At 68.7% G+C, this 19,726-nt stretch carries 19 protein-coding genes; 14 read left to right on the top strand and 5 right to left on the bottom strand.

Going from position 1 to position 19,726, the window contains the following annotated elements; translation table 11 throughout:
* The first annotated feature begins 44 nt into the window (after positions 1-44).
* From VHB92_RS00545 to VHB92_RS00525, 5 genes are all read left to right on the top strand, one after another.
* Complete coding sequence (locus VHB92_RS00545) at positions 45-1,172, top strand: sugar-binding transcriptional regulator (RefSeq protein ID WP_325450317.1); 1,128 nt, start codon at positions 45-47, stop codon at positions 1,170-1,172.
* Positions 1,169-2,152, top strand: coding sequence for a deoxyribose-phosphate aldolase (gene deoC, locus VHB92_RS00540; protein WP_325450314.1), 984 nt, complete (start codon positions 1,169-1,171; stop codon positions 2,150-2,152). The genes VHB92_RS00545 and deoC overlap by 4 nt, the downstream gene beginning before the upstream one ends.
* A gap of 32 nt (positions 2,153-2,184) precedes the next feature.
* Positions 2,185-3,837 (top strand): aldehyde dehydrogenase family protein, encoded by a 1,653-nt coding sequence (locus VHB92_RS00535; protein ID WP_325450313.1) that lies wholly within the window; start codon positions 2,185-2,187, stop codon positions 3,835-3,837.
* On the top strand, positions 3,834-4,694 hold the full coding sequence (locus tag VHB92_RS00530; protein WP_325450311.1) for an aldehyde dehydrogenase family protein: 861 nt from the start codon (positions 3,834-3,836) through the stop codon (positions 4,692-4,694). The genes VHB92_RS00535 and VHB92_RS00530 overlap by 4 nt, the downstream gene beginning before the upstream one ends.
* A gap of 155 nt (positions 4,695-4,849) precedes the next feature.
* The gene (locus tag VHB92_RS00525) at positions 4,850-5,434 is read left to right on the top strand and encodes a GDSL-type esterase/lipase family protein (protein ID WP_325450309.1); all 585 of its coding nucleotides are present in this window, start codon (positions 4,850-4,852) and stop codon (positions 5,432-5,434) included.
* A 66-nt stretch (positions 5,435-5,500) separates the two neighbouring features.
* Here VHB92_RS00525 and VHB92_RS00520 read toward each other — a convergent pair whose 3' ends face one another.
* Together VHB92_RS00520 and VHB92_RS00515 are read right to left on the bottom strand one after the other, a co-directional pair.
* On the bottom strand, positions 5,501-6,064 hold the full coding sequence (locus tag VHB92_RS00520) for an O-acetyl-ADP-ribose deacetylase (RefSeq protein ID WP_325450307.1): 564 nt from the start codon (positions 6,062-6,064) through the stop codon (positions 5,501-5,503).
* A 4-nt stretch (positions 6,065-6,068) separates the two neighbouring features.
* Positions 6,069-6,347: a metal-sensitive transcriptional regulator gene (locus VHB92_RS00515; RefSeq protein WP_325450305.1), complete on the bottom strand. Its 279-nt coding sequence runs from the start codon at positions 6,345-6,347 to the stop codon at positions 6,069-6,071.
* 234 nt (positions 6,348-6,581) lie between these two features.
* Between VHB92_RS00515 and VHB92_RS00510 the strand changes: the two genes are divergently transcribed.
* The 4 genes from VHB92_RS00510 to VHB92_RS00495 all read left to right on the top strand — a co-directional run bounded on the left by VHB92_RS00510 (position 6,582) and on the right by VHB92_RS00495 (position 10,516).
* Complete coding sequence (locus VHB92_RS00510) at positions 6,582-6,974, top strand: hypothetical protein (RefSeq protein ID WP_325450303.1); 393 nt, start codon at positions 6,582-6,584, stop codon at positions 6,972-6,974.
* Positions 6,975-7,185: 211 nt separating this feature from the next.
* Positions 7,186-7,683 (top strand): DUF6804 family protein, encoded by a 498-nt coding sequence (locus tag VHB92_RS00505; protein ID WP_325450301.1) that lies wholly within the window; start codon positions 7,186-7,188, stop codon positions 7,681-7,683.
* Between the two features lies 1 nt (position 7,684).
* A complete protein-coding gene (locus tag VHB92_RS00500) occupies positions 7,685-8,032 on the top strand; it encodes a DUF488 domain-containing protein (protein WP_325450299.1) in 348 nt (115 codons plus the stop codon).
* A 324-nt stretch (positions 8,033-8,356) separates the two neighbouring features.
* Complete coding sequence (locus VHB92_RS00495; protein WP_325450297.1) at positions 8,357-10,516, top strand: DEAD/DEAH box helicase; 2,160 nt, start codon at positions 8,357-8,359, stop codon at positions 10,514-10,516.
* 78 nt (positions 10,517-10,594) lie between these two features.
* Here VHB92_RS00495 and VHB92_RS00490 read toward each other — a convergent pair whose 3' ends face one another.
* On the bottom strand, positions 10,595-10,810 hold the full coding sequence (locus tag VHB92_RS00490) for a hypothetical protein (protein ID WP_325450295.1): 216 nt from the start codon (positions 10,808-10,810) through the stop codon (positions 10,595-10,597).
* Between the two features lie 131 nt (positions 10,811-10,941).
* Between VHB92_RS00490 and VHB92_RS00485 the strand changes: the two genes are divergently transcribed.
* From VHB92_RS00485 to VHB92_RS00475, 3 genes are all read left to right on the top strand, one after another.
* Positions 10,942-11,607: a CYTH domain-containing protein gene (locus VHB92_RS00485; RefSeq protein WP_325450294.1), complete on the top strand. Its 666-nt coding sequence runs from the start codon at positions 10,942-10,944 to the stop codon at positions 11,605-11,607.
* Between the two features lie 136 nt (positions 11,608-11,743).
* On the top strand, positions 11,744-12,775 hold the full coding sequence (locus VHB92_RS00480; protein WP_325450293.1) for a 6-phosphofructokinase: 1,032 nt from the start codon (positions 11,744-11,746) through the stop codon (positions 12,773-12,775).
* Positions 12,776-13,095: 320 nt separating this feature from the next.
* A complete protein-coding gene (locus VHB92_RS00475) occupies positions 13,096-14,724 on the top strand; it encodes a VWA domain-containing protein (protein WP_325450292.1) in 1,629 nt (542 codons plus the stop codon).
* 90 nt (positions 14,725-14,814) lie between these two features.
* On the opposite strand, the gene VHB92_RS00470 is transcribed toward VHB92_RS00475, so the two are convergent.
* Positions 14,815-17,136, bottom strand: a complete 2,322-nt coding sequence (locus VHB92_RS00470) for a S9 family peptidase (RefSeq protein WP_325450291.1) — start codon at positions 17,134-17,136, stop codon at positions 14,815-14,817.
* A 209-nt stretch (positions 17,137-17,345) separates the two neighbouring features.
* Here VHB92_RS00470 and VHB92_RS00465 point away from each other — a divergent pair, with 209 nt between their 5' ends.
* Positions 17,346-18,182 (top strand): aldo/keto reductase, encoded by an 837-nt coding sequence (locus tag VHB92_RS00465; protein WP_325450289.1) that lies wholly within the window; start codon positions 17,346-17,348, stop codon positions 18,180-18,182.
* Positions 18,183-18,334: 152 nt separating this feature from the next.
* Here the strand turns inward: VHB92_RS00465 and VHB92_RS00460 are convergent, their stop codons facing one another.
* Positions 18,335-18,799 (bottom strand): Hsp20/alpha crystallin family protein, encoded by a 465-nt coding sequence (locus VHB92_RS00460; RefSeq protein ID WP_325450287.1) that lies wholly within the window; start codon positions 18,797-18,799, stop codon positions 18,335-18,337.
* 177 nt (positions 18,800-18,976) lie between these two features.
* On the opposite strand from VHB92_RS00460, the gene VHB92_RS00455 reads away from it, so the two are divergent.
* Entirely contained in the window at positions 18,977-19,663 is a 687-nt protein-coding gene (locus tag VHB92_RS00455) for a class I SAM-dependent methyltransferase (protein ID WP_325450285.1), read from the top strand.
* The last annotated feature ends 63 nt before the right edge of the window (positions 19,664-19,726 follow it).

The raw sequence follows: 19,726 nt of genomic DNA, 5'->3' as shown, positions 1-19,726 counted from the left end.
CGCATTGCTCATAAGTGAACTGTCTTCCTATCCTGGATGACGTTATGAATTCCTCAGACGAACTGCTCGCGGTGCGTGCGGCCGAGCTCTACTACGACGAGGGACGCACGCAGGATGAGATCGGCGCGGTCCTGCACATCACGCGCTGGAAGGTGGGCAGGCTGCTCGCCCAGGCGAGGACCGCAGGCATCGTGCGCATCGAGATCGTGCACCCGAGAGCGAGACGCGTGCTCGCCGAGCAGGCCGTGAAGAAGCGGTACGGGCTGAAGGACATCGTGGTCGCCTCCTCCGCGGGCGTCTCGTCCGCCGAGGAGCTGCAGAGGCGCGTCGCCCAGGCGGCTGCCGACTACCTGACGGCGATGCGGCCGGCACCGCAGACCCTCGGCGTCAGCTGGGGCAGGACGATGCACGATGTGGCGGCCTGCCTGCCCCGCGGGTGGGCGCACGGAGTGGGCGTCGTGCAGATCAACGGCGGGCTCAGCCTGACCAAGTACGGCGACACCGCATCGGCGACGGCGCTCGTCATCGCGCAGAAGGCTGCGGGCTCCGCCCATGTGCTTCCCATCCCCGCGATCCTCGAGCACACGGCGACGAAGCGCAGCATCGAGCACGACAGGGCGATCGCCGGAGTGCTCGATCGTGCGGCGCACGCCGAGACCTATCTGTTCAGCGCCGGCGTCGCAGGGCCGGACTCCGCCCTGGTGCACAGCGGGTACCTCACGGCAGAGGAGGTGGACGGCCTCGTTCGGAAGGGCGCGGTGGGCGACCTGATCGGACGGTTCATCGGAGCAGACGGCAAGCCCGTCGACGCCGAGCTCGACTCGCGAACGGTCGGTCTGCCGCTGGAGCGGATCAAGGCATCCGACAGGGCGATCGCGGTGGTCGCGGGAGAAGGCAAGCACGAGGTGGCCAGGGCTCTCGTCACCAACGGCCTGTGCACGGTGCTCATCACCGACGACCAGACCGCTGCCGCACTGCTGGCCGAGCCGTCGGAGCAGCCGGTGCACTCCGCTGCGCAGAACCAGGCTGCACAGAACCCGGCTGCACAGAATCCGACGGGGCAGAACGAGCGCAGGCAGGGACAGCGCAGCACGTCCGACCGCGTCCCCAACGAGCGGAACCCGCACAATCGCGTTCTGAGCGATCGTCGACCGAGAGAGCAGGCATCATGACGTTGGATCTCGCGCGAACGGTCGTGGGCTCCGAGCTCAGCGAACGCAGCCTGCGGGGCTTCGTGCTGGGGCTTCCCGGGGTGGATGCCGTCGGCCTCGAGCAGCGGGCCGCCGGGCTGGCGACCAGGTCCATCAAGACCTCGTCGAAGAAGCGCGCGCTCGACACGATCGTGTCGCTCATCGACCTGACGACGCTCGAGGGTGCGGACACGCCCGGCAAGGTGCGGTCGCTGGTGGCGAAGGCCGTGCTCCCCGATCCTTCCGATCCCTCGTGTCCGCAGGTCGCCGCCGTCTGCGTGTACGGCGACCTCGCACACGTCGCCGTGGAGGCGCTCGGCGCGCACCACACGGCATCCGGCGGCAGCATCGCCGTCGCGGCCGTCGCGACCGCCTTTCCGAGCGGCCGAGCCTCGATGGGCGTCAAGCTCGCCGACACCGCTGACGCCGTCGCCGCGGGCGCAGACGAGATCGACATGGTCATCGACAGGGGGGCCTTCCTCTCCGGCCGGTACGGCGAGGTGTTCGACGAGATCGTCGCCGTCAAGGAGGCGTGCCGTCGGCCCGACGGCACGAGCGCCCACCTCAAGGTGATCCTCGAGACGGGCGAGCTCGCCACGTACGACAACGTGCGGCGCGCGTCGTGGCTCGCCATCCTGGCCGGGGCCGACTTCATCAAGACGTCGACGGGCAAGGTCTCGCCGGCCGCCACGCTTCCCGTCACCCTGCTCATGCTCGAGGTGGTGCGCGACTGGCACCGACTGACGGGCGAGCTCGTCGGGGTGAAGCCCGCGGGCGGCATCCGTTCGTCGAAGGATGCCGTGCGCTACCTCGTCACGGTGGCCGAGACTGCGGGGGAGCGCTGGCTCGACCCGCACCTATTCCGGTTCGGCGCATCGAGCCTTCTCAACGACGTGCTGCTGCAGCGGCAGAAGCTCGCGACCGGACACTATTCCGGCGCCGACTACGTGACCATCGACTAGCCGATGCCGCGTCCGAACACTGGAGATCCCCGATGACCTTCCTCGACTACGCGCCGGCGCCCGAGTCGCGCGCGATCCTCGACCTCAAGCCGTCGTACGGGCTGTTCATCGACGGCGAGTTCGTCGACGGGCACGGCGAGGGGTTCCACACGATCTCGCCCGCCTCGGAAGAGGCGATCGCCGAGATCGCGGCAGGAGACGAGCACGATGTCGACCTGGCCGTGCGTGCCGCACGTCGCGCGTACGAGCGCGTGTGGTCCCGGATGAGCGGATCCGATCGCGGCAAGTACCTGTTCCGCATCGCCCGGCTGGTGCAGGAGAGGGCGCGCGAGCTCGCCGTCGCCGAGAGCCTCGACAACGGCAAGCCCATCAAGGAGAGCCGTGACGTCGACGTGCCGCTCGTCGCCGCCTGGTTCTTCTACTACGCGGGATGGGCCGACAAGCTCGACCACGCGGGTCTCGGGCCTGCGCCGCGCGCGCTGGGGGTCGCCGGCCAGATCATCCCCTGGAACTTCCCGCTTCTCATGCTCGCGTGGAAGATCGCGCCGGCGCTCGCGGCGGGGAACACCGTCGTGCTCAAGCCTGCGGAGACGACCCCGCTGACCGCGCTGCTCTTCGCCGAGATCGTGCAGCAGGCCGGCCTTCCCGCCGGTGTCGTCAACATCGTCACCGGAGCGGGCGAGACCGGCAGAATGCTGGTCAACCACCCGGATGTCGACAAGGTCGCCTTCACCGGATCGACGGCCGTCGGGCGGGAGATCGCCAGGGCCATCGCGGGAACGCACAAGAAGGTGACGCTCGAGCTGGGCGGGAAGGCGGCGAACATCGTCTTCGACGACGCGCCGATCGATCAGGCCATCGAAGGCATCGTGAACGGCATCTTCTTCAACCAGGGACACGTGTGCTGCGCAGGCAGCAGGCTGCTCGTGCAGGAGAGCGTGCACGAGGAGGTCGTCGACCGGCTCAAGGCCCGGCTGAGCACGCTGCGGCTCGGTGACCCGCTGGACAAGAACACCGACATCGGGGCGATCAACTCGGCCGAGCAGCTGCAGCGCATCCGACAGCTCAGCGACATCGGGGAAGCGGAGGGCGCCGAGCGGTGGAGCGCGGAGTGCGCCATCCCGGATCGCGGCTTCTGGTTCGCCCCCACGATCTTCGACAACGTGTCGACGTCGAGCCGCATCGCCAGGGAGGAGATCTTCGGCCCTGTGCTGTCGGTGCTCACGTTCCGCACGCCGGACGAGGCGATCGCGAAGGCGAACAACACGCCATACGGGCTGTCCGCCGGCATCTGGACCGACAAGGGCAGCCGCATCCTCGCCGTCGCCGACCGCCTTCGCGCCGGCGTCGTGTGGGCGAACACGTTCAACAGGTTCGACCCGGCGTCGCCGTTCGGCGGATACAAGGAGTCGGGATACGGCCGGGAGGGCGGAAGGCACGGCCTCGCGGCGTACTTGGCGCCGCCGGCGGCGACGCCAAGAAGGACTGCAGCAGGAGCGGAGCGAAGCATCGCTTCGCGAAGCGCATCCGGCGGCCTCGAGAACGAGACTTCCAGGGCCGACGCGCGAACCACGATCTCTGAAACGCCTTCGGCAGACACGGATACGCGTCGCGAAGGCGTGACCGCCACGCGAGCGAGCCGATCGTCGTCGAAGTCCGCCTCGAAGAAGGGATCCGCCAAGTGACGCGCCTGGCCGTGCCCAAGACGTACAAGCTGTTCATCGGCGGAGCCTTCCCGCGCAGCGAGTCCGGCCGCAGCTACGAGATCCTCGGCGCCGACGGCGCCTTCCTGGCGAACGCCGCGAAGGCGTCGCGCAAGGACGCCAGGGATGCCGTGCTCGCCGCCCGCAAAGCGGTCGCAGGCTGGGCGGGAGCCACCGCGTACAACCGGGGGCAGGTGCTCTACCGCGTGGCGGAGCTGCTCGAGGGGCGACGTGCGCAGTTCATCGAGGAGGTGCGCGCGTCGGAAGGGCTGTCCGAGCCGGATGCCGCTGCGCAGGTCGACGAGGCCATCGACACGTGGGTGTGGTACGCCGGCTGGGCCGACAAGTACGCCCAGGTGGCAGGCAACGCCAATCCGGTGGCAGGTCCGTACTTCAACATCTCGGTCCCCGAGCCCACCGGCGTGGTCGCCGTCATCGCGCCGCAGGGCACGTCGTCGCTGCTGGGCCTGGTCGCCGTGGTCGCGCCGGCGATCGTGACGGGCAACGCCGTCGTCGTGGTCGCCGATGAACGCCATCCGCTGTCCGCCATCTCGCTCGCAGAGGTGCTGGCGACGAGCGACGTGCCTGGCGGCGTCGTGAACGTGCTCACCGGGTCTGCGGCGGAGCTGGCTCCGTGGCTCGCCGCGCACGCCGATGTCAACGCGCTCGACCTCACCGGGGCATCCGAGCTCGACTGGATCGATCTGCAGATCTCTGCCGCGGAGACGCTCAAGCGGGTGCTGCCGCCCGCCGGCGGTGAACTCGACGTGCGCTCGCTCGAACGCATCACGGCGTTCGTGGAGACGAAGACCGTCTGGCACACCAAGTCCATGCGCTGACCGGCGCAGCGGCGGCATCGGGGAGGCGGTTCGCCCACCGACTGCGGCACGCTTACGGCGCCCTCGGCTCGCGAAGCACCACGCCGACGTTCGTCAACCGGTGGCGTGTCGTCGGTGTGGCAGGGATGATGGGACTCCGGGGCGGAAGGAGCGACATGTCCGACGAGGTGTCGACTGTTTTCGTCGGCGACAGCATCACCGCAGGCGGCAGATGGGACGAGTGGTTCCCCGAGGAGCACTCGAAGAACCTGGGTGTCGCTGGCGACACGACGGATGCCGTGCTGTCGCGCCTCGACGAGGTGATCGCGCTCGACCCCGACACCGTCGTGCTGCTGATCGGCACCAACGATCTGGCCTGGCGTCGCTCGGCCGAGCACATCGTGCGGAACATCGAGATGATCCTGGTGTCGTTGCGCAAGGCGCTGCCCGGTGCCCAGCTGCTCGTGCAGTCCGTCATGCCGCGTGAGGCCGCCCACGCCGACACCATCAAAGACGTCAACCGTCACCTGTGGCAGTTCTCCTCGACGGTGCGTGCTCAGTACCTCGACCTCTGGCCCGCGCTGGCCGGCGAAGACGACGCCATCGACCCGGAGTACTCGGACGACTCGGTTCACCTGAACGAACGGGGTTACGCCGTCTGGGCGGGGGAACTGCGCACCGCTCTCGAGACGCTGCACAAGGTGCCGCCCACCAGCAGACCGATACTCATTCCGCGCGAGCATCTCAGGCATCGCCGGTAGCCGGCTCTCGCTGAAGACAGGAATCCGGAAGATTCGTCGGGTCGCGGCCGGCCGAGGACGGGCCGCTCAGCCGAGGGTAGACGCGAGCGCTCGTTCGAACTCCTCGAGCGCTGGCGGAGAGAAGAGCACGAAGCGCACGAGCGTGATGCCGTCGAGCGACGGGGCGACGCCCGCTGTGGTCTCCACTGCCACGCGCGCCGCGTCGGCCATCGGCCACCCGTAGACGCCTGCCGAGATGGCGGGAAAGGCGACGGATGCCGCACCCACCTCTTCCGCCACGCTCAGCGAGCGCGAGTACGCGCTCTGCAGCAGCGGCGTGCGGTCCTCGCGTCGCGACCACACCGGCCCCACCGCGTGGATGACGTGCCGCGCAGGCAACCGCCCGGCCGTCGTCGCGACGGCGTCTCCGGTGGGCAGCCCGTCGGGGAGCGTGGTGTCGCGGAGCGCTCGGCAGGCCGCGAGGATCTCTGGCCCGCCTGCCCGGTGGATGGCACCGTCGACCCCGCCGCCTCCGAGCAGCGAGGAGTTCGCGGCGTTGACCACGGCATCCACGGTCTGACGCGTGATGTCTCCGAGCACGGCCTCGAAGCGCACGCCGTCGACGACGCGCCGTGCTTCGATGTCCGTCATCGCGTCATCCCCTGTTGTTCGAGAGCTCGAAGACGCGCAGCAGCTCCTCCACGGCGCGTTCGCGCTCGTCGCCCCCTGCCTCGAACTGCTCGGTCACGTGGGTTCGGAGGTGGTTCTCGACGAGCAGCTTGTTCAGCGAGCCGAGCGATTTCTGTATCGCGAGCGACTGCGTGAGGATGTCGACGCAGTAGTCCTCGTTCTCGATCATCTTCTCGAGTCCGCGCAACTGGCCGGCCAGGATGCGCGTGCGATGCAGGGCCCGCTTCTTGATGTCGTCGATCACGCTCTCAGGGTAGGACGCGCGGGCGGAATCGGCAGGCAGGCCGGAGTCGGGGCGGGCATCCGAGGCGGACGCGAGACGCCGTCGTCCCTCCCGAAGAGACGGAACGGCGTCCGGCCCCGAACAGGGGTCTTTCCCCATGGCTCGGGCCGTTCCTAGACTTTCGACGGATCCTCAGTGACCCGAAACGCCAACCCGAGGCGTTGCGCCGACCCGAAGGCGCGAGGAGGTACCCGCATGCTCAAAAACATGTCCCCCTTGATGTCAGGGGCGCTGTTGCGCGCCCTCGACGACGCCCCGAGCGGCGCGTGGATCGCGATAGTCAGTTCGGACCACGACGTGGCGGGCAGTATCAGGCTCGACCCCGACTCCGTGGAGCTCGTCGTGATGGCGCTTCTAGCCGTCACCCCGCTCGACCCCGACGCCCCCATCGTCGTGGAAGGCGAGAGCGAGCTGAGCGACATCGCGTTCGCGGTCGCAGGGCTGGCGGCGGACGCCGAAGGCCATCGGTTCGACGTTCTCCCCGTCTCCGAGGCCGCATTCGGTGCACTGACGACGGTCAGCAAGGTGACGGTGGCGGTCGAGACGCCGGAGCACTTCGGCTTCCTGCTCTGCAAGGGCCGTTGCTGAGCTGAGCCGCGAGCCGTTCGGCCGTGGCTCGTCGAGCATCCAGAACGCGGCTCCCGGCGCGCCCCGAGAGTGCGAGGCATCGCCTTGCATGGCGCCGGGAGCCGCCTCCCTCCATCGGATGCACGGATAGGCGCCGACAGGTCAACAGTGACGGGTGGCGCTCCCGGATAGGCTCTCCCTGGTAGGCGCTCGCGGGTAGGCTCTGAGCACGATGTCGCGTCCCAGCACTGAACCCACCCGCGCCCGTCTCGCCTTCCTTCCCGGGCTGATCGGCGCGATCGTGCTGATGGCAGCGCTCGCACTCATCGGCGGCAGCTGGTACGTCTGGGTGCTCTTCGCGGTCGCCATCCTCGCGCTCATCATGTGCGTGTTCGCCGTGCAGGCGAAGTCGTACTGGTGGCTGGCCGGACTGATCCCCATCGCCATCGTCTTCAACCCGGTGTGGCCGCTGCCGATCGGGGACGTGTGGCTCAGGCTGCTGCACCTGGCGGGTGCCATCGTGTTCATCGCCGCCGGTGTCTCGATCAAGGTGCCCGTCGAGGCTGCGAAGCAGGGGCCGGCCGGGCGATACGACGGCACGCGTGCGAAAGGCGGCTCGTCCGGCGGCACGGCGAGCAGGTCGAAAGGCCAAGGACACGGCGGCAGGCAAAGTCAGAGCGGCAGGCGCGGACAGGGCGGCGGAAGGTCACGCGGCTCGGGTCGGAGGTGACATGTCCATTCGAATCAAGCGCGTCTACGAGCCGGCATCCGACGATGACGGATACCGCGTGCTCGTCGACCGGATCTGGCCGCGCGGCGTGAGCAAGCAGCAGGCGCGACTGGACGAATGGGACAAGGAGCTGGCTCCGAGCACCGAGCTTCGCACCTGGTTCGGGCACGACCCGGAGAGGTTCGAGGAGTTCCGCGCGCGATACGTCGCCGAGCTGCAGGGGAACCCCGCCCTCGACGGTCTCCGGGAGCGCGGCAGGCACGGCGTGCTCACCCTCGTCTACAGCGCTCACGACGAAGAGCACAACCAGGCCGTGGTGCTGCGGGACGTCTTGAACAGCGGCTCCTGACCGCGCGACGCAGCCAGACCGACCATCGCCGGAAACGCCAGACGGTCTCGAGCGGCTCTGCGACGCGCCGGTGCCTCTTCCCGAAGTGACGGGAGGCGGCCGCGTGTCGTAAAATGACTGTGCGTCGGGGTTCTGGCATCCGCCGGACACGTCTCGTCGACTGCATCGCAGGCGACCCTCGGGCTTCCCTTGCCCCCCGCATCGGTCTTGTCGCCACTGCCGTTCCACAGTGCGATCGGGCGCATGCGGGCGGGATGTCGCCACCACCCCGTCGCCCCACCAGGAGCGGCCCCCTCTCTGCGGGCCCTCACGCACAGGAGGATCATGCCGAACACCGGCGATCGCACCGCCCAGGCTTCACGTCGTTCCGGCTCGCGCCACTCGAACAACGACGGTCTCATTCCCGTTCTCGCCCGCCGCGTACGCGAGGTCGAGTCCAAGGCGACGAGTGGCAAGAAGCTCGGGCCGACCAACCGCACCAAGTTCCAGGTCATCGCACTGCTCATGCGCGAGGAGCGAGGGCGCGCCAAGTCCGACGCCACGCTCAGCGACTCGGCGCGCGCAGAGCAGCTGAAGCGCCTCGACGGCATCGCCACCATCCTGGCGAAGACCGCCGCCAGGGACACCTCGCTCATCGCGCTCCTCGAGTCGACGGCGCCGCCGAGCCCCGCCGCTCAGAAGATGCGCAGAGACTGGCTGCTGGAATCCGGCATGGAGCTCGCGCCCGACGATCTCATCATCACGACGGAGGCGCCGAAGCCGAAGCAGGAGGTTCTGCTCTCGCCGGAGCTCGCCCAGAAGCAGGTCATACCGCAGTCCGTGCGCGCCAGGCAGCTGTCGAACCCGTTCCTCGCGCCGGACTTCGCCCTGGCGCATCAGTCGGCTCCTGCACCTCGCCGCCGGCTCGACTCGTGGGAGCTCCTCGGGCCGCTGTTCAAGTCGTTCGAGTACGGCGCGGGCGGCAAGGCGGCAAGCATGGAGCTTCCTCCCGCACCGGCCATCGACAGGTACTCTCCGCACGGCATGGAGCTCATGAAGCACCAGGCGAGGTTCGTGGAGTCGGTGCGCCAGGGGCACAGGAGCTTCCTGCTCGCCGATGAGCCCGGGCTGGGCAAGACCGCGCAGTCGCTGCTGGCGGCGTCGGTGGCGGGAGCCTACCCGCTGCTGGCCGTCGTGCCGAACGTCGTCAAGATGAACTGGGCGCGCGAGGTGGAGCGCTGGACGCCGCACCGCAGGGCGACGGTCATCCACGGCGACGGCGAAGGCCTCGACGCGTTCGCCGACGTCGTCATCGTGAACTACGAGGTGCTGGACAGACACCTCGCCTGGCTGTCGGAGCTCGGATTCCGCGGCATGGTCGTCGACGAGGCGCATTTCATCAAGAACCTGCATTCGCAGCGCTCGCGGTACGTGCTCGGCCTGGCGGATGCCATCCGGCACAGGGTCGCGGATCCGCTGATGATCGCGTTGACCGGAACCCCGCTCATCAACGACATCGACGACTTCAGGGCGATCTGGCAGTTCCTGGGCTGGATCGACGGCACGAAGCCGACGGCGGAGCTGATGGAACGCCTCGACGAGACGGAGCTCACGCCCGCCGACCCCGGGTTCTACACGGCGGCCCGCGAATCCGTCATCGACATGGGGATCGTGCGGCGCAAGAAGATCGACGTGGCCGCCGATCTGCCGTCGCGCCGCGTCGTCGACCTGCCGATCGAGCTGGATGACGAGCTCGGCCGCTCGATCAAGGCCGCCGAACGTGAGCTCGCGGCCCGCCTGGTGCAGCGCTACCGTCGCGCGGAGGCGGCGGGCGTCGGGGACTCGTTCTCCGGCGACGGAGACGAGCGCAGGGAGCATCTCATCCGCATCGTGGCGCACGCCGAGCTGGAGGAGTCGAAGGGCCAGAAGACGGGCGAGAACGTCTTCACCATGGTGCGCAAGATCGGCCAGGCCAAGGCCGCTCTCGCCGCCGACTATGCGGCGCAGCTCGCGCGGTCCGTCGGCAAGGTGGTGTTCTTCGCGAAGCACATCGACGTGATGGACCAGGCTGAGGAGGCGTTCGCCTCCCGAGAGCTGCGCAGCGTCTCGATCAGGGGCGACCAGACGGCCCTGATGAGGCAGCGCGAGATCGACGCCTTCAACAACGACCCCGGTGTGTCCGTCGCCGTCTGCTCGCTCACTGCGGCCGGCGTCGGGCTGAACCTGCAGGCGGCATCCAATGTGGTGCTGGCCGAGCTCAGCTGGACGGCCGCCGAGCAGACCCAGGCGATCGACCGGGTGCACCGCATCGGTCAGGAGGAGCCGGTGACGGCGTGGCGCATCATCGCGGCCCAGACCATCGACGCGAAGATCGCCGAGCTCATCGACGCCAAACAGTCACTTGCCCTGCGGGCTCTCGACGGCGTCGACGTGGAACCGGGATCGGCGGACTCCGTGCAGCTCGACGCTCTCATCTCCGTGCTGCGCGACGCCCTGGCCGCGTAAGACGGGCAGTACGACCGCACGTCACGTGAACACGCGCGGCGTGAACGCGTGCTGCGTGAACGCGGGCAGCGCGTAAGCTCAGGCCTCGTCTTCGCCGGGTTCGTCGTCGAACACGACGACGCGCTCGTCGTCGGGGAATCCGTCGTCGAGGTCGTCGTCGATGGGGCGTTCGTCTTCGTCGGCGAGCACCTCGGCTTCGTCGATCTCCGGCTCGTAGTCGCCGTCCTGAGCCGCGGCGAACTCGTCGAACTCCGGATCCGAATCCGCAGGTACTGCCTCAGCGTGCTCGCTCATGCAGCAAGGGTAATCCGCGAGCGGGCTTTCACCCAGGGGCACCGTCGAATCGTCTCGCCGCGGGCGCAACAGGCAGAGCACGATCCCGTCACGACGCGCCGGCTGCTCGGCCACTGCGCGAGACTGGAGGAATGAGCAGGCAGCACGGAACCTCCACGATCGAGATCGAGCGCAAGTACGACGTGATCGAGCCGGCGGGAGAGCCTGCGTTCGTCGGGGTCGGCCCCATCGCCGTCGTCGAATCCCCTGAGGTGCGTGAGCTGGATGCCGTCTACTACGACACAGCGGATCTCGCGCTCGCGAGGGCGCGCGTCGCGCTGCGCAGGCGTGAGGGCGGTCCTGATGCCGGATGGCACATCAAGCGAGACGTCGAGGAGGGCAGGTCGGAACAGCACTGGCCGCTCGGCGGCGACGGCGGCGTCGACGCAGGTGACTCGGGCGGCGAGGGAAAGGCATCCGTTCCGGCGGCGCTCCTCGAGGAGGTCAGGGAGCTGACGGGAGGCGCGGCACTGGTGCCCGTGGCGCGCGTGCGCAACCACCGGGTGGTGCGCCGGCTGCTGGACGCGGCAGGCTACCCGGTCGCGGAGCACTGCGACGATCACGTGACGGCGGAGAATCTCCTCACCGGCGGCACGCAGTCGTGGCGGGAGTGGGAGGTGGAGCTGGCGGCGGCCGCTCCCGACAGCCGGAAGGCGAGGACGGAACTGCTCGACGGGCTGGAGGCCGTCGTGCTCGCAGCGGGGGGAACGGTCGCGACGAGTTCGTCGAAGCTGGAACGCACTCTGACGGGTCGTTGAGTGGTGGGTGAAGCATGCCGCGGCCGTTTTGGAGCCGACCGTCGGCATCCGGCATGATCGTTGACGTATCGGCCGATACACCGGCGTATCGACGTGCAAACAGACGTACTCCCTGTATGTGCGAAAGAGGCACGTTATGAAGATCGGAATCCTGACCTCGGGCGGTGACTGTCCAGGCCTGAACGCCGTCATCCGCGGTGCCGTGCTCAAGGGCGACCGCGTCTACGGCGACGAGTTCGTCGGGTTCCGCTACGGCTGGCGCGGCGTGGTCGAGGCAGACATCGTTCCGCTCGACCGGCACAGCGTGCGCGGGTTGTCCCGCCAGGGCGGCACCATCCTCGGTTCCAGTCGCACGAACCCGTTCGAGGGCGAGGGCGGCGGACCGGAGAAGATCCAGCGGATGCTCGACGACAACGGCATCGACGCCATCGTCGCCATCGGTGGCGAGGGAACGCTCACGGCGGCGCGACGGCTCGTCGACGAGGGCGGCCTGAAGGTCATCGGCGTGCCGAAGACCATCGACAACGATCTCGCCGCCACCGACTACTCATTCGGTTTCGACACGGCGGTCGAGATCGCGACCGAGGCGATCGACCGGCTGCGCACCACCGCGGAGTCGCACCAGCGCTGCATGATCGTCGAGGTGATGGGTAGGCACGTCGGCTGGATCGCGCTGCACTCGGGCATGGCGGGCGGAGCGCACGCCATCCTGATTCCCGAGCGGCCGCAGTCGATCGACCAGATCTGCGAGTGGGTCGAGCACGTGCGGGATCGCGGGCGCGCGCCCGTCGTCGTGGTCTCCGAGGGCTTCCACCTCGACACCATGGAGGGCGCGCACTCGCACAAGGGACTCGACGCGTTCAACCGCCCGCGGCTCGGCGGCATCGGCGAGCTGCTCGCGCCCATGATCGAGGAGCGCACCGGCATCGAGTCGCGGGCGACCGTGATCGGCCACATCCAACGCGGCGGCGTTCCCAGCGCATACGACCGCGTGCTCGCGACGCGACTGGGCATGGCCGCCGTCGACGCCGCACAGACCGGCCAGTGGGGTTCGATGGTCTCGCTGAAGGGCACGGATGTCGAGATCGTGTCGATCGCCGACGCGACGGGCGGTCTGAACACGGTGCCCGACTACCGGTACGATGAGGCCGCCGTACTCTTCGGATAGCGGCGGACTTCGTCCACGGTGTGACGAAATCGCGTGGTCCGATGGTCTCACCGCCGGGCGTTGGCTAGGCTGTCGGCGTACTTCAGCCGAGTCGAGGGGGACGAATCGGGCTGACTGGAACCCGACCAGGAGCGTCCGTGGGCCGTCACGCCAGCAATGAGCCACCCGCACGGCGGCGTGGTCACAAGCGCCAGGCCGATCGCCACACCACCATCGCTCCGCGGCACACTCCCGCACCGTCACAGCCGGTCCGTGCAGGGCGGCCGTCCTCGAACACGGGAGGCGTGCCGGTACAGCAGCCGAGGCGACGACGTCGCCGCATGGTCGCCTGGCTCGTGGCGGGAGGTATCGCCCTCGTTCTCCTCCTGACCGGTGGTGTGGCCTGGACGAAGAACGCCTTCGATCCGATCCTGCCCGCTGCGGCGTGGGCGCAGACGTGCGATCCGGTCGAGCTCAGGGTGGTTGCCGATCCTTCGATCGCGGATGCCCTGGCCAAGTCGGCCCAGGGTTTCGATGCGACGACGCCGTGCGTGCACACCACGGTCCGCGCCGAGAAGTCGGCAGACACGGCATCCACCCTCGCCGTGGGCGGCGACCCGAAGGCCGACGTCTGGATCCCGGACTCGCCTGCGTGGGAGCCGCGCATGCAGGTCTTGTCGTGGTCGCTCATCCGGCGTGCACCGCTGGCGGACTTCGGCGCGTCGATCGCCTCGAGCCCGCTGGTGTTCGCGACGCCGTCGGACAACGCCGACTCGTTCGACGGCCAGAGCCTGCAGTGGAGCACGATCGCGGACGGTGACGCCCCCGCACTACTTCCGGAGCCGGCGCAGAACGGATCCAGCCTCGCCGCGCTTGCCGAGATCAAGGCCACCGCCGATCCGCACGACGGCCTCGCATTCTCTCGGGACATGATCGAGCTGGGCAAGACCATTCCGCCGACGGTCTCCGACGCGTTCGGCGACGCTGAGAAGGCGCCGTCGCCCACCGTGGTCATCACGACGGAGCAGTCCGTGGTCGCGCAGAACGAGTCGTCGCCCGATCACCAGTTCTTCGCCCTGTACCCCAAGGACGGCACCGTCAGTGTGTCCTACCCGTTCGTCCGGGTCGCCGGCCCGACAACGGGCGATGAGAACAAGGACGAGCTGATCGACGCCCTCGAGCGCCAGTTCACCTCGGACTCGAAGACCCTCGCACGCGCCGGCTTCCGCACCGCCAAGGCGGCGACCGATTTCGAAGCGAAGGGCGTGGTGGCCAACGCGCCGAAGACGCGGCCGGCCCTGGACGGCGGCGCACAGGTGGGACTGCTGCAGAGCTGGTCGGCGATCACCGTGCGCTCCCGGGTGCTCGTGGTCGTCGACACGTCGGGGTCGATGGACGAGGATGCGGGCGGCCGTAGCCGGATCGCCGTCTTCCAGGATGCCGCGAACAGCATGCTGCAGCTGCTCCCGCCGCAGACCGACATGGGCGTGTGGACCTTCTCCACCGACCAGGACGGCACGCAGCCGTGGGCCCAGCGCGCTCCGCTTCTGCCACTGGACGAGGGCTCGCACGCCGCCGACGTCGCGCGCGTCTTCGGCTCGCTCTCCGGGATGGTCGCCGGAGACACCGGCCTGTACGACACGGTGCTCGCTGCCGTGAAGGCCGTGCGCAACGGATACGACCCGCACATGGTCAACTATGTTCTCGTCGTCACGGACGGCAGGAACGACAATCCGGCAGGCGGGCTGGGCCTCGCCGACCTGCTGTCCCAGTTGAAGTCGCTGCGGAACCCGCAGAAGCCGGTGCCGGTCATCATGGTGGGCATGGGGCCGGACACGGATGTCGCTGCGATGTCGCAGATCGCCAACGCGACGGTCGGCGCGGTGTACACGGCCGAGCAGCCCAAGGACATCACGAACGTGCTGGTCGATGCGCTCGCGCAGCGCACGTGCCGGCCGTACTGCTCCTGATCGGCGCGGTCGTCGACGAGGTCGCTGCCGGCCCGGCGCCTGGCGCCTGATCCTCGCTGACCGGGTTCTGCCGGTCCAGTGCTGCCGGCCCTAGTTCTCCCGGTACCCGTTCTCCTGGCGCTGGTCCTTCCGGCCAGGGCTCGCCGGCTCACGGTCGGCGAGGGCGAGCACGTCCAGCAGCCACGCCAGCTCGAACGCCCGCTCGCGCCACGCGTTGTAGCGGCCGCTGACGCCGCCGTGCCCCGCCGACATCTCGGTCTTCAGCAGAACGGGGGCACCAGCCTCCCGCAGCCTGGCCGCCCACTTCGCCGGCTCGACGTACAGCACGCGGGTGTCGTTCAGGCTCGTGACGGCGAGGATGCGCGGGTACCCGCGGGCATCCTGTCGCACGTTCTCGTACGGCGAGTACGACTTCATGTACTGGTACACGGCCGGATCGTGCAGCGGGTCGCCCCATTCGTCCCACTCGATGACGGTGAGCGGAAGGTCGGGATCGAGGATGCTCGTCAGCGCGTCCACGAAGGGAACGTCGGCGAGGATCCCGGCGAACAGTTCGGGCGACAGGTTCGCGACGGCGCCCATGAGGAGTCCGCCGGCGCTTCCGCCCTCCGCGACCATCCGATCCGCACCGGTCCAGCCCGTCTCGACAAGATGCCTGGCGCACGCGACGAAATCGGTGAACGAGTTGCGCTTCCTGGTCAGCTTGCCCTCTTCGTACCAGTGCCTGCCCAGTTCGCCGCCGCCCCGGACGTGCGAGATCGCGAACACGACGCCGCGGTCCAGCAGCGACAGGCGCGCGACGGAGACGGCGGGATCGATGCTGTGCTCGTACGAGCCGTAGCCGTACAGCTCGAGCGGAGCCGGTGTGCCCGGGGTGACGAGGTCCTTCCGGTAGACGAGCGAGATCGGCACCAGCGTCCCGTCGTCGGCCTTCGCCCACTCCCGCCGCTGTTCGTACGCGTTCGGGTCGTAGCCGCCGAGGATGGGCTGCCGCTTCAGCATCCGCAGTTCCGGCGTGCCCTGCGCTGCGTCCGGCATCCAGTCGTACACCGTCGACGGCGTCACGAGCGAGCCGTAGCCGAGGCGAACGGTTGGCTGATCCCACTCCGGGTTGCCTGCAGCGCCCACCGTGTAGATGGGCTCGTCGAAGCCGAGCTCGCGCAGCTCGCCGTAGCCGTCCTCGGTCAGGGGCAGCACGGCCACTCTGGTGAGCGCCTCTCTGCGGTACTCCAGCACGATGCGGGAGGCGAACGCGTCGACGGACTCCAGGCGAACGCCCTTCCGGTGGGGGAGGATGACGCGCCGCTCGCCCTGCGGGTCGGATGCCGCGACATCCACGAGCTCGAAGTCCTCGGCGTCGTCATTGTGCACGATGAGCAGCCGGTCGTCGCCGCCCACGACGGCATGCTCCACCGAATACTCGACGCCCTCCCGGCGCGGCCACACCACGAACGGCTCGGCGGTGGGGTCGGATGCGGGAACCAGCCGCGACTCACTGGTGATCGAGGAACCGATGCCGATCTCGATGTACCCCCGGCTGCGCGTGACGCCGACGCCGACCCAGTACCGCTCGTCCGGCTCCGTGTGCACGACGACATCGGCCGCGGCTTCGGTGCCGAGCTCGTGCCGCCAGATGGTGTCCGGCCGCCATGCCTCGTCGACCGTGGCATAGAACGCGTGCCTGCCGTCCGGCGAGAGCACGGCTCCTGCCGACGTGTTCGGAACGGCATCGCCGAGGTCGGCGCCGCTGGCCAGGTCACGGACGCGCAGCGTGTACCGCTCATCGCCGACCGTGTCGATGGCGTAAAGCAGCGTGCTGCCGTCGGCGCTCACGTCGAACGTGCCGAGCCGGAAGAAGTCGTGCCCTTCCGCCTCGGCGTTCGCGTCGAAGATCACCTGCTCGCCGGGCAGGGCGGGCAGCGCGGCATCCACATCGGCGACCGTCGGCGGATCCCAGTCGTCGTCCGCCGCGATCGGGGCCCGGCACTGCACGCCGTACTGCCTGCCCTCGAAGGACCGCGAGTAGTACCACCAGCGCCCCTCGCGAACCGGAACGGAGAGGTCGGTCTCCTGCGTGCGCGAGCGGATCTCGTCGAACAGGCGCTCGCGAAGGGGAGCGAGGTGCGCCGTCTGCGCATCGGTGTACGCGTTCTCGGCGGTCAGATGCGCGATCACCTCGGGGTCGTCCTTGTCGCGCAGCCACTCGTACGGGTCGAGGACCGAATCGCCGTGGTGCGTGCGCGTGAACGGCACCTTCTTCGCGAACGGCGGGATCGGAGAGCGCTCTGCCGGAGACGGAGCGGCGGGGGAGGCGTCGGTCGAAGACGAAGCGGCGGGAGAAGAAGCGGCCGGAGAAGAGTCGGCCGGAGAAGAGTCGACAGGGGAGGTGGAAGCGTCGTGGGCGTCGGGCATGTTCCCCACGCTATCCGCTAGCGGCCGCCTTCTGGCTGCAGCTCCCGAGCAACAGAACCGGCAGGCAGAACCGGAAACCAGAACCGGCAGCCAGACCGGCAGCCAGACCCGGCAGGGTCTAGTCCGCCGACGGCGCCGCGACCGGATGCCGCGCGCCGCGCTCTTCATCCCGCGCGCACGTCTCGCGTGCCTCTGGGTAGCGTTGACGCATGAGCATTCCCCAACGCGAGTTGAACGACGGAACCACGATCCCGGCGATCGGCTTCGGAACCTACCCGTTGCGCGGTCAGGAAGGCGAGCATGCCGTGGTCTCGGCGATCGAGGCCGGCTATCGCTTGCTCGACACGGCCGTCAACTACGCAAACGAGGAGGCGGTCGGGCGCGGCATGCTGGCATCCGGGCTCGAGCGTTCGCAACTGATCGTGCAGACGAAGATCCCCGGCAGGCACCACGGCTACGACGAGACCCTGGCATCGTTCGAGGAATCGCGTCGGGCGCTCGCCGTCGACACGATCGACATCTACCTGATCCACTGGCCGAATCCCAGCGTCGACAAGTACGTCGACACGTTCAAGGCCATGATCGATCTGCGCGACCGTGGGCTGGTGCGCACGATCGGCGTCTCCAACTTCACCGAGGAGTTCCTGACTCGGCTGCAGCGCGAGACGGGCGAGCTGCCCGCTGTCAACCAGGTGGAACTGCATCCGTACTTTCCGCAGCAGAGGCTGCGCGCATTCCACGACGAGCACGGCGTAGTGACAGAGGCGTGGAGCCCGCTCGGCAAGAACTCTCCCGTGCTGAACGAGAAGGCGATAGCGGATGCCGCGAAAGCGCACGGAGTGACTCCAGCGCAGGTGGTTCTCAGGTGGCATGTGCAGCTCGGCTCCGTGCCGTTGCCGAAGTCGCGCAGTGCCGACCGTCAGAACGAGAACTTCGACATCTTCGGCTTCGAGCTCACCGACGAGGAGGTCGGCGCGATCACGGCCCTGGGCAAGGCCGATGGCCGGCTGTTCGGCGGCGACCCGAACCGTCACGAGGAGCAGTAAGGCAGTACTCCGGCTCGTAGGAAGAGTGAAGGCGGGGCGGGACGACTGTCCCGCCTCGCCTTCATGACGTCCGCGAGGCGGACGAGGCCTTCATGACGTCCGCGAGGCGGACGCGGGCCCTCGTGACGTCCGCGAGGCGGACGCCGTGACGATCACGCCTCGATCGGCTTCTCCTGCTTCTCCTCGACGGTCACTGTCGGGTGAGCGGAGTCGTCCGATGCGTTACCGCTCGTCACGGCGATCTTGCGCGGCTTGGCCTTCTCGCTCATCGGGATGGTGACGCTCAGCACGCCGTTCACGTAGCTCGCCGAGATGCGCTCGGTGTCGATCCCCTGACCGAGGCTGAGCTGGCGCAGGAACGACCCGGACTGCCGCTCGCGGGTGATCCACTTGGCACCGTCGCCGCTGGCGAGCGTGCGCTCGGCGCGGATGGTGAGCAGCTGTCCGTCGACGTCGATGTCGACCGAGCCGGGGTCGATGCCCGGCAGGTCAGCATTCAGCACGTAGGTGTCGCCGTCGCGGTAGAGGTCCATGGGCATGATCCTGGGACCCTGGCCACCGAACATGGCGCCGGCGAGGCGGTCGAATTCCCGGAACGGGTCGTAGTTGGTTGCCATCTTCTCTTCCTCCATGGTTCGATCCACGATGGTTCAAACTTGAGCCTTATGGGCTCAACAATGGTGAGATTAGCACTCGGGCATGGAGAGTGCCAAGTGTTGTCCTCGTGGATTCCGTTTGCTGTGGGCGAACCGCTGACGGCAAGTCCGCGAGCGAATTCCGGCCACAATGATGGGATGTCGCAGAAGCAGCACGACGGAAACAGCCGGCCGGAGAACGAGGTCGAGGATCCGCAGGTCATTGCCAGGCGGTTCGACGAGCGGGCCGGTGAGTACGACGAGTCGGCATTCCACCGGGCGCTCGCCGAGGAGACGGTGGCGTTCGCCGGCATCGACGGTGTGCGCACCGTGCTCGACGTGGCGACGGGCACGGGCCTCGTGCTGCGCGCGTTGCCGGCATCCGTCCGCATGACAGGCGTCGACGTGTCGGCCGGCATGATCGCTGTCGCGCGTCGTGAGCTGCCTGCTGCCCGGCTGATCGTCGCCGATGCGTCGGGCGACCTCGACCTCGAGGACGCGCAGTTCGACCTCATCACGTGTGCGACGGCTTTGCATCTGCTCCCGAGCCCAACACGGGCCATGCGATCCTGGCGACGGCTCCTCGCACCGGGTGGGCGTGTCGTGGTGGCCGGGTTCCGCCACGGCGACGCGACGGAGGTTCCCGAGGTCGCGGATGCCATCAGGCACGGGGCGGAGCGTCGCCCGCACGGATCCCATGACACCCTGCACGAACGCGTGGGCACCCCCGAGAAGCTGCAGCGGCTGGCCGAGGAGGCCGGGTTCGCCATGACGCGCACCGAGACGTGGGTGCATCGCGAACCGTTGGAGGTGTGCCTGCTCGCGGAGTTCGTGCCGGCATCCTGACCCGGCATCGCACGCCGCGCGGAGACAGCGCAGGGCGTGCCGCCGTCGGTGGCCCGCGAAGGT

Origin of the sequence: Humibacter sp., assembly GCF_035547335.1 — a bacterium.
Lineage (GTDB): Bacteria > Actinomycetota > Actinomycetes > Actinomycetales > Microbacteriaceae > Humibacter.
This window is presented reverse-complemented; position numbering and strand designations above follow the sequence as displayed.

Bases quoted from the DNA above. Each gene is read 5' to 3' on its own strand.
- VHB92_RS00545 (WP_325450317.1), top strand. From the start codon at position 45: ATGAATTCCTCAGACGAACTGCTCGCGGTGCGTGCGGCCGAGCTCTAC.
- deoC (WP_325450314.1), top strand. From the start codon at position 1,169: ATGACGTTGGATCTCGCGCGAACGGTCGTGGGCTCCGAGCTCAGCGAA.
- VHB92_RS00535 (WP_325450313.1), top strand. From the start codon at position 2,185: ATGACCTTCCTCGACTACGCGCCGGCGCCCGAGTCGCGCGCGATCCTC.
- VHB92_RS00525 (WP_325450309.1), top strand. From the start codon at position 4,850: ATGTCCGACGAGGTGTCGACTGTTTTCGTCGGCGACAGCATCACCGCA.
- VHB92_RS00520 (WP_325450307.1), bottom strand. From the start codon at position 6,064: ATGACGGACATCGAAGCACGGCGCGTCGTCGACGGCGTGCGCTTCGAG.
- VHB92_RS00510 (WP_325450303.1), top strand. From the start codon at position 6,582: ATGCTCAAAAACATGTCCCCCTTGATGTCAGGGGCGCTGTTGCGCGCC.
- VHB92_RS00505 (WP_325450301.1), top strand. From the start codon at position 7,186: ATGTCGCGTCCCAGCACTGAACCCACCCGCGCCCGTCTCGCCTTCCTT.
- VHB92_RS00500 (WP_325450299.1), top strand. From the start codon at position 7,685: ATGTCCATTCGAATCAAGCGCGTCTACGAGCCGGCATCCGACGATGAC.
- VHB92_RS00495 (WP_325450297.1), top strand. From the start codon at position 8,357: ATGCCGAACACCGGCGATCGCACCGCCCAGGCTTCACGTCGTTCCGGC.
- VHB92_RS00490 (WP_325450295.1), bottom strand. From the start codon at position 10,810: ATGAGCGAGCACGCTGAGGCAGTACCTGCGGATTCGGATCCGGAGTTC.
- VHB92_RS00485 (WP_325450294.1), top strand. From the start codon at position 10,942: ATGAGCAGGCAGCACGGAACCTCCACGATCGAGATCGAGCGCAAGTAC.
- VHB92_RS00480 (WP_325450293.1), top strand. From the start codon at position 11,744: ATGAAGATCGGAATCCTGACCTCGGGCGGTGACTGTCCAGGCCTGAAC.
- VHB92_RS00475 (WP_325450292.1), top strand. From the start codon at position 13,096: ATGGTCGCCTGGCTCGTGGCGGGAGGTATCGCCCTCGTTCTCCTCCTG.
- VHB92_RS00470 (WP_325450291.1), bottom strand. From the start codon at position 17,136: ATGCCCGACGCCCACGACGCTTCCACCTCCCCTGTCGACTCTTCTCCG.
- VHB92_RS00465 (WP_325450289.1), top strand. From the start codon at position 17,346: ATGAGCATTCCCCAACGCGAGTTGAACGACGGAACCACGATCCCGGCG.
- VHB92_RS00460 (WP_325450287.1), bottom strand. From the start codon at position 18,799: ATGGCAACCAACTACGACCCGTTCCGGGAATTCGACCGCCTCGCCGGC.
- VHB92_RS00455 (WP_325450285.1), top strand. From the start codon at position 18,977: ATGTCGCAGAAGCAGCACGACGGAAACAGCCGGCCGGAGAACGAGGTC.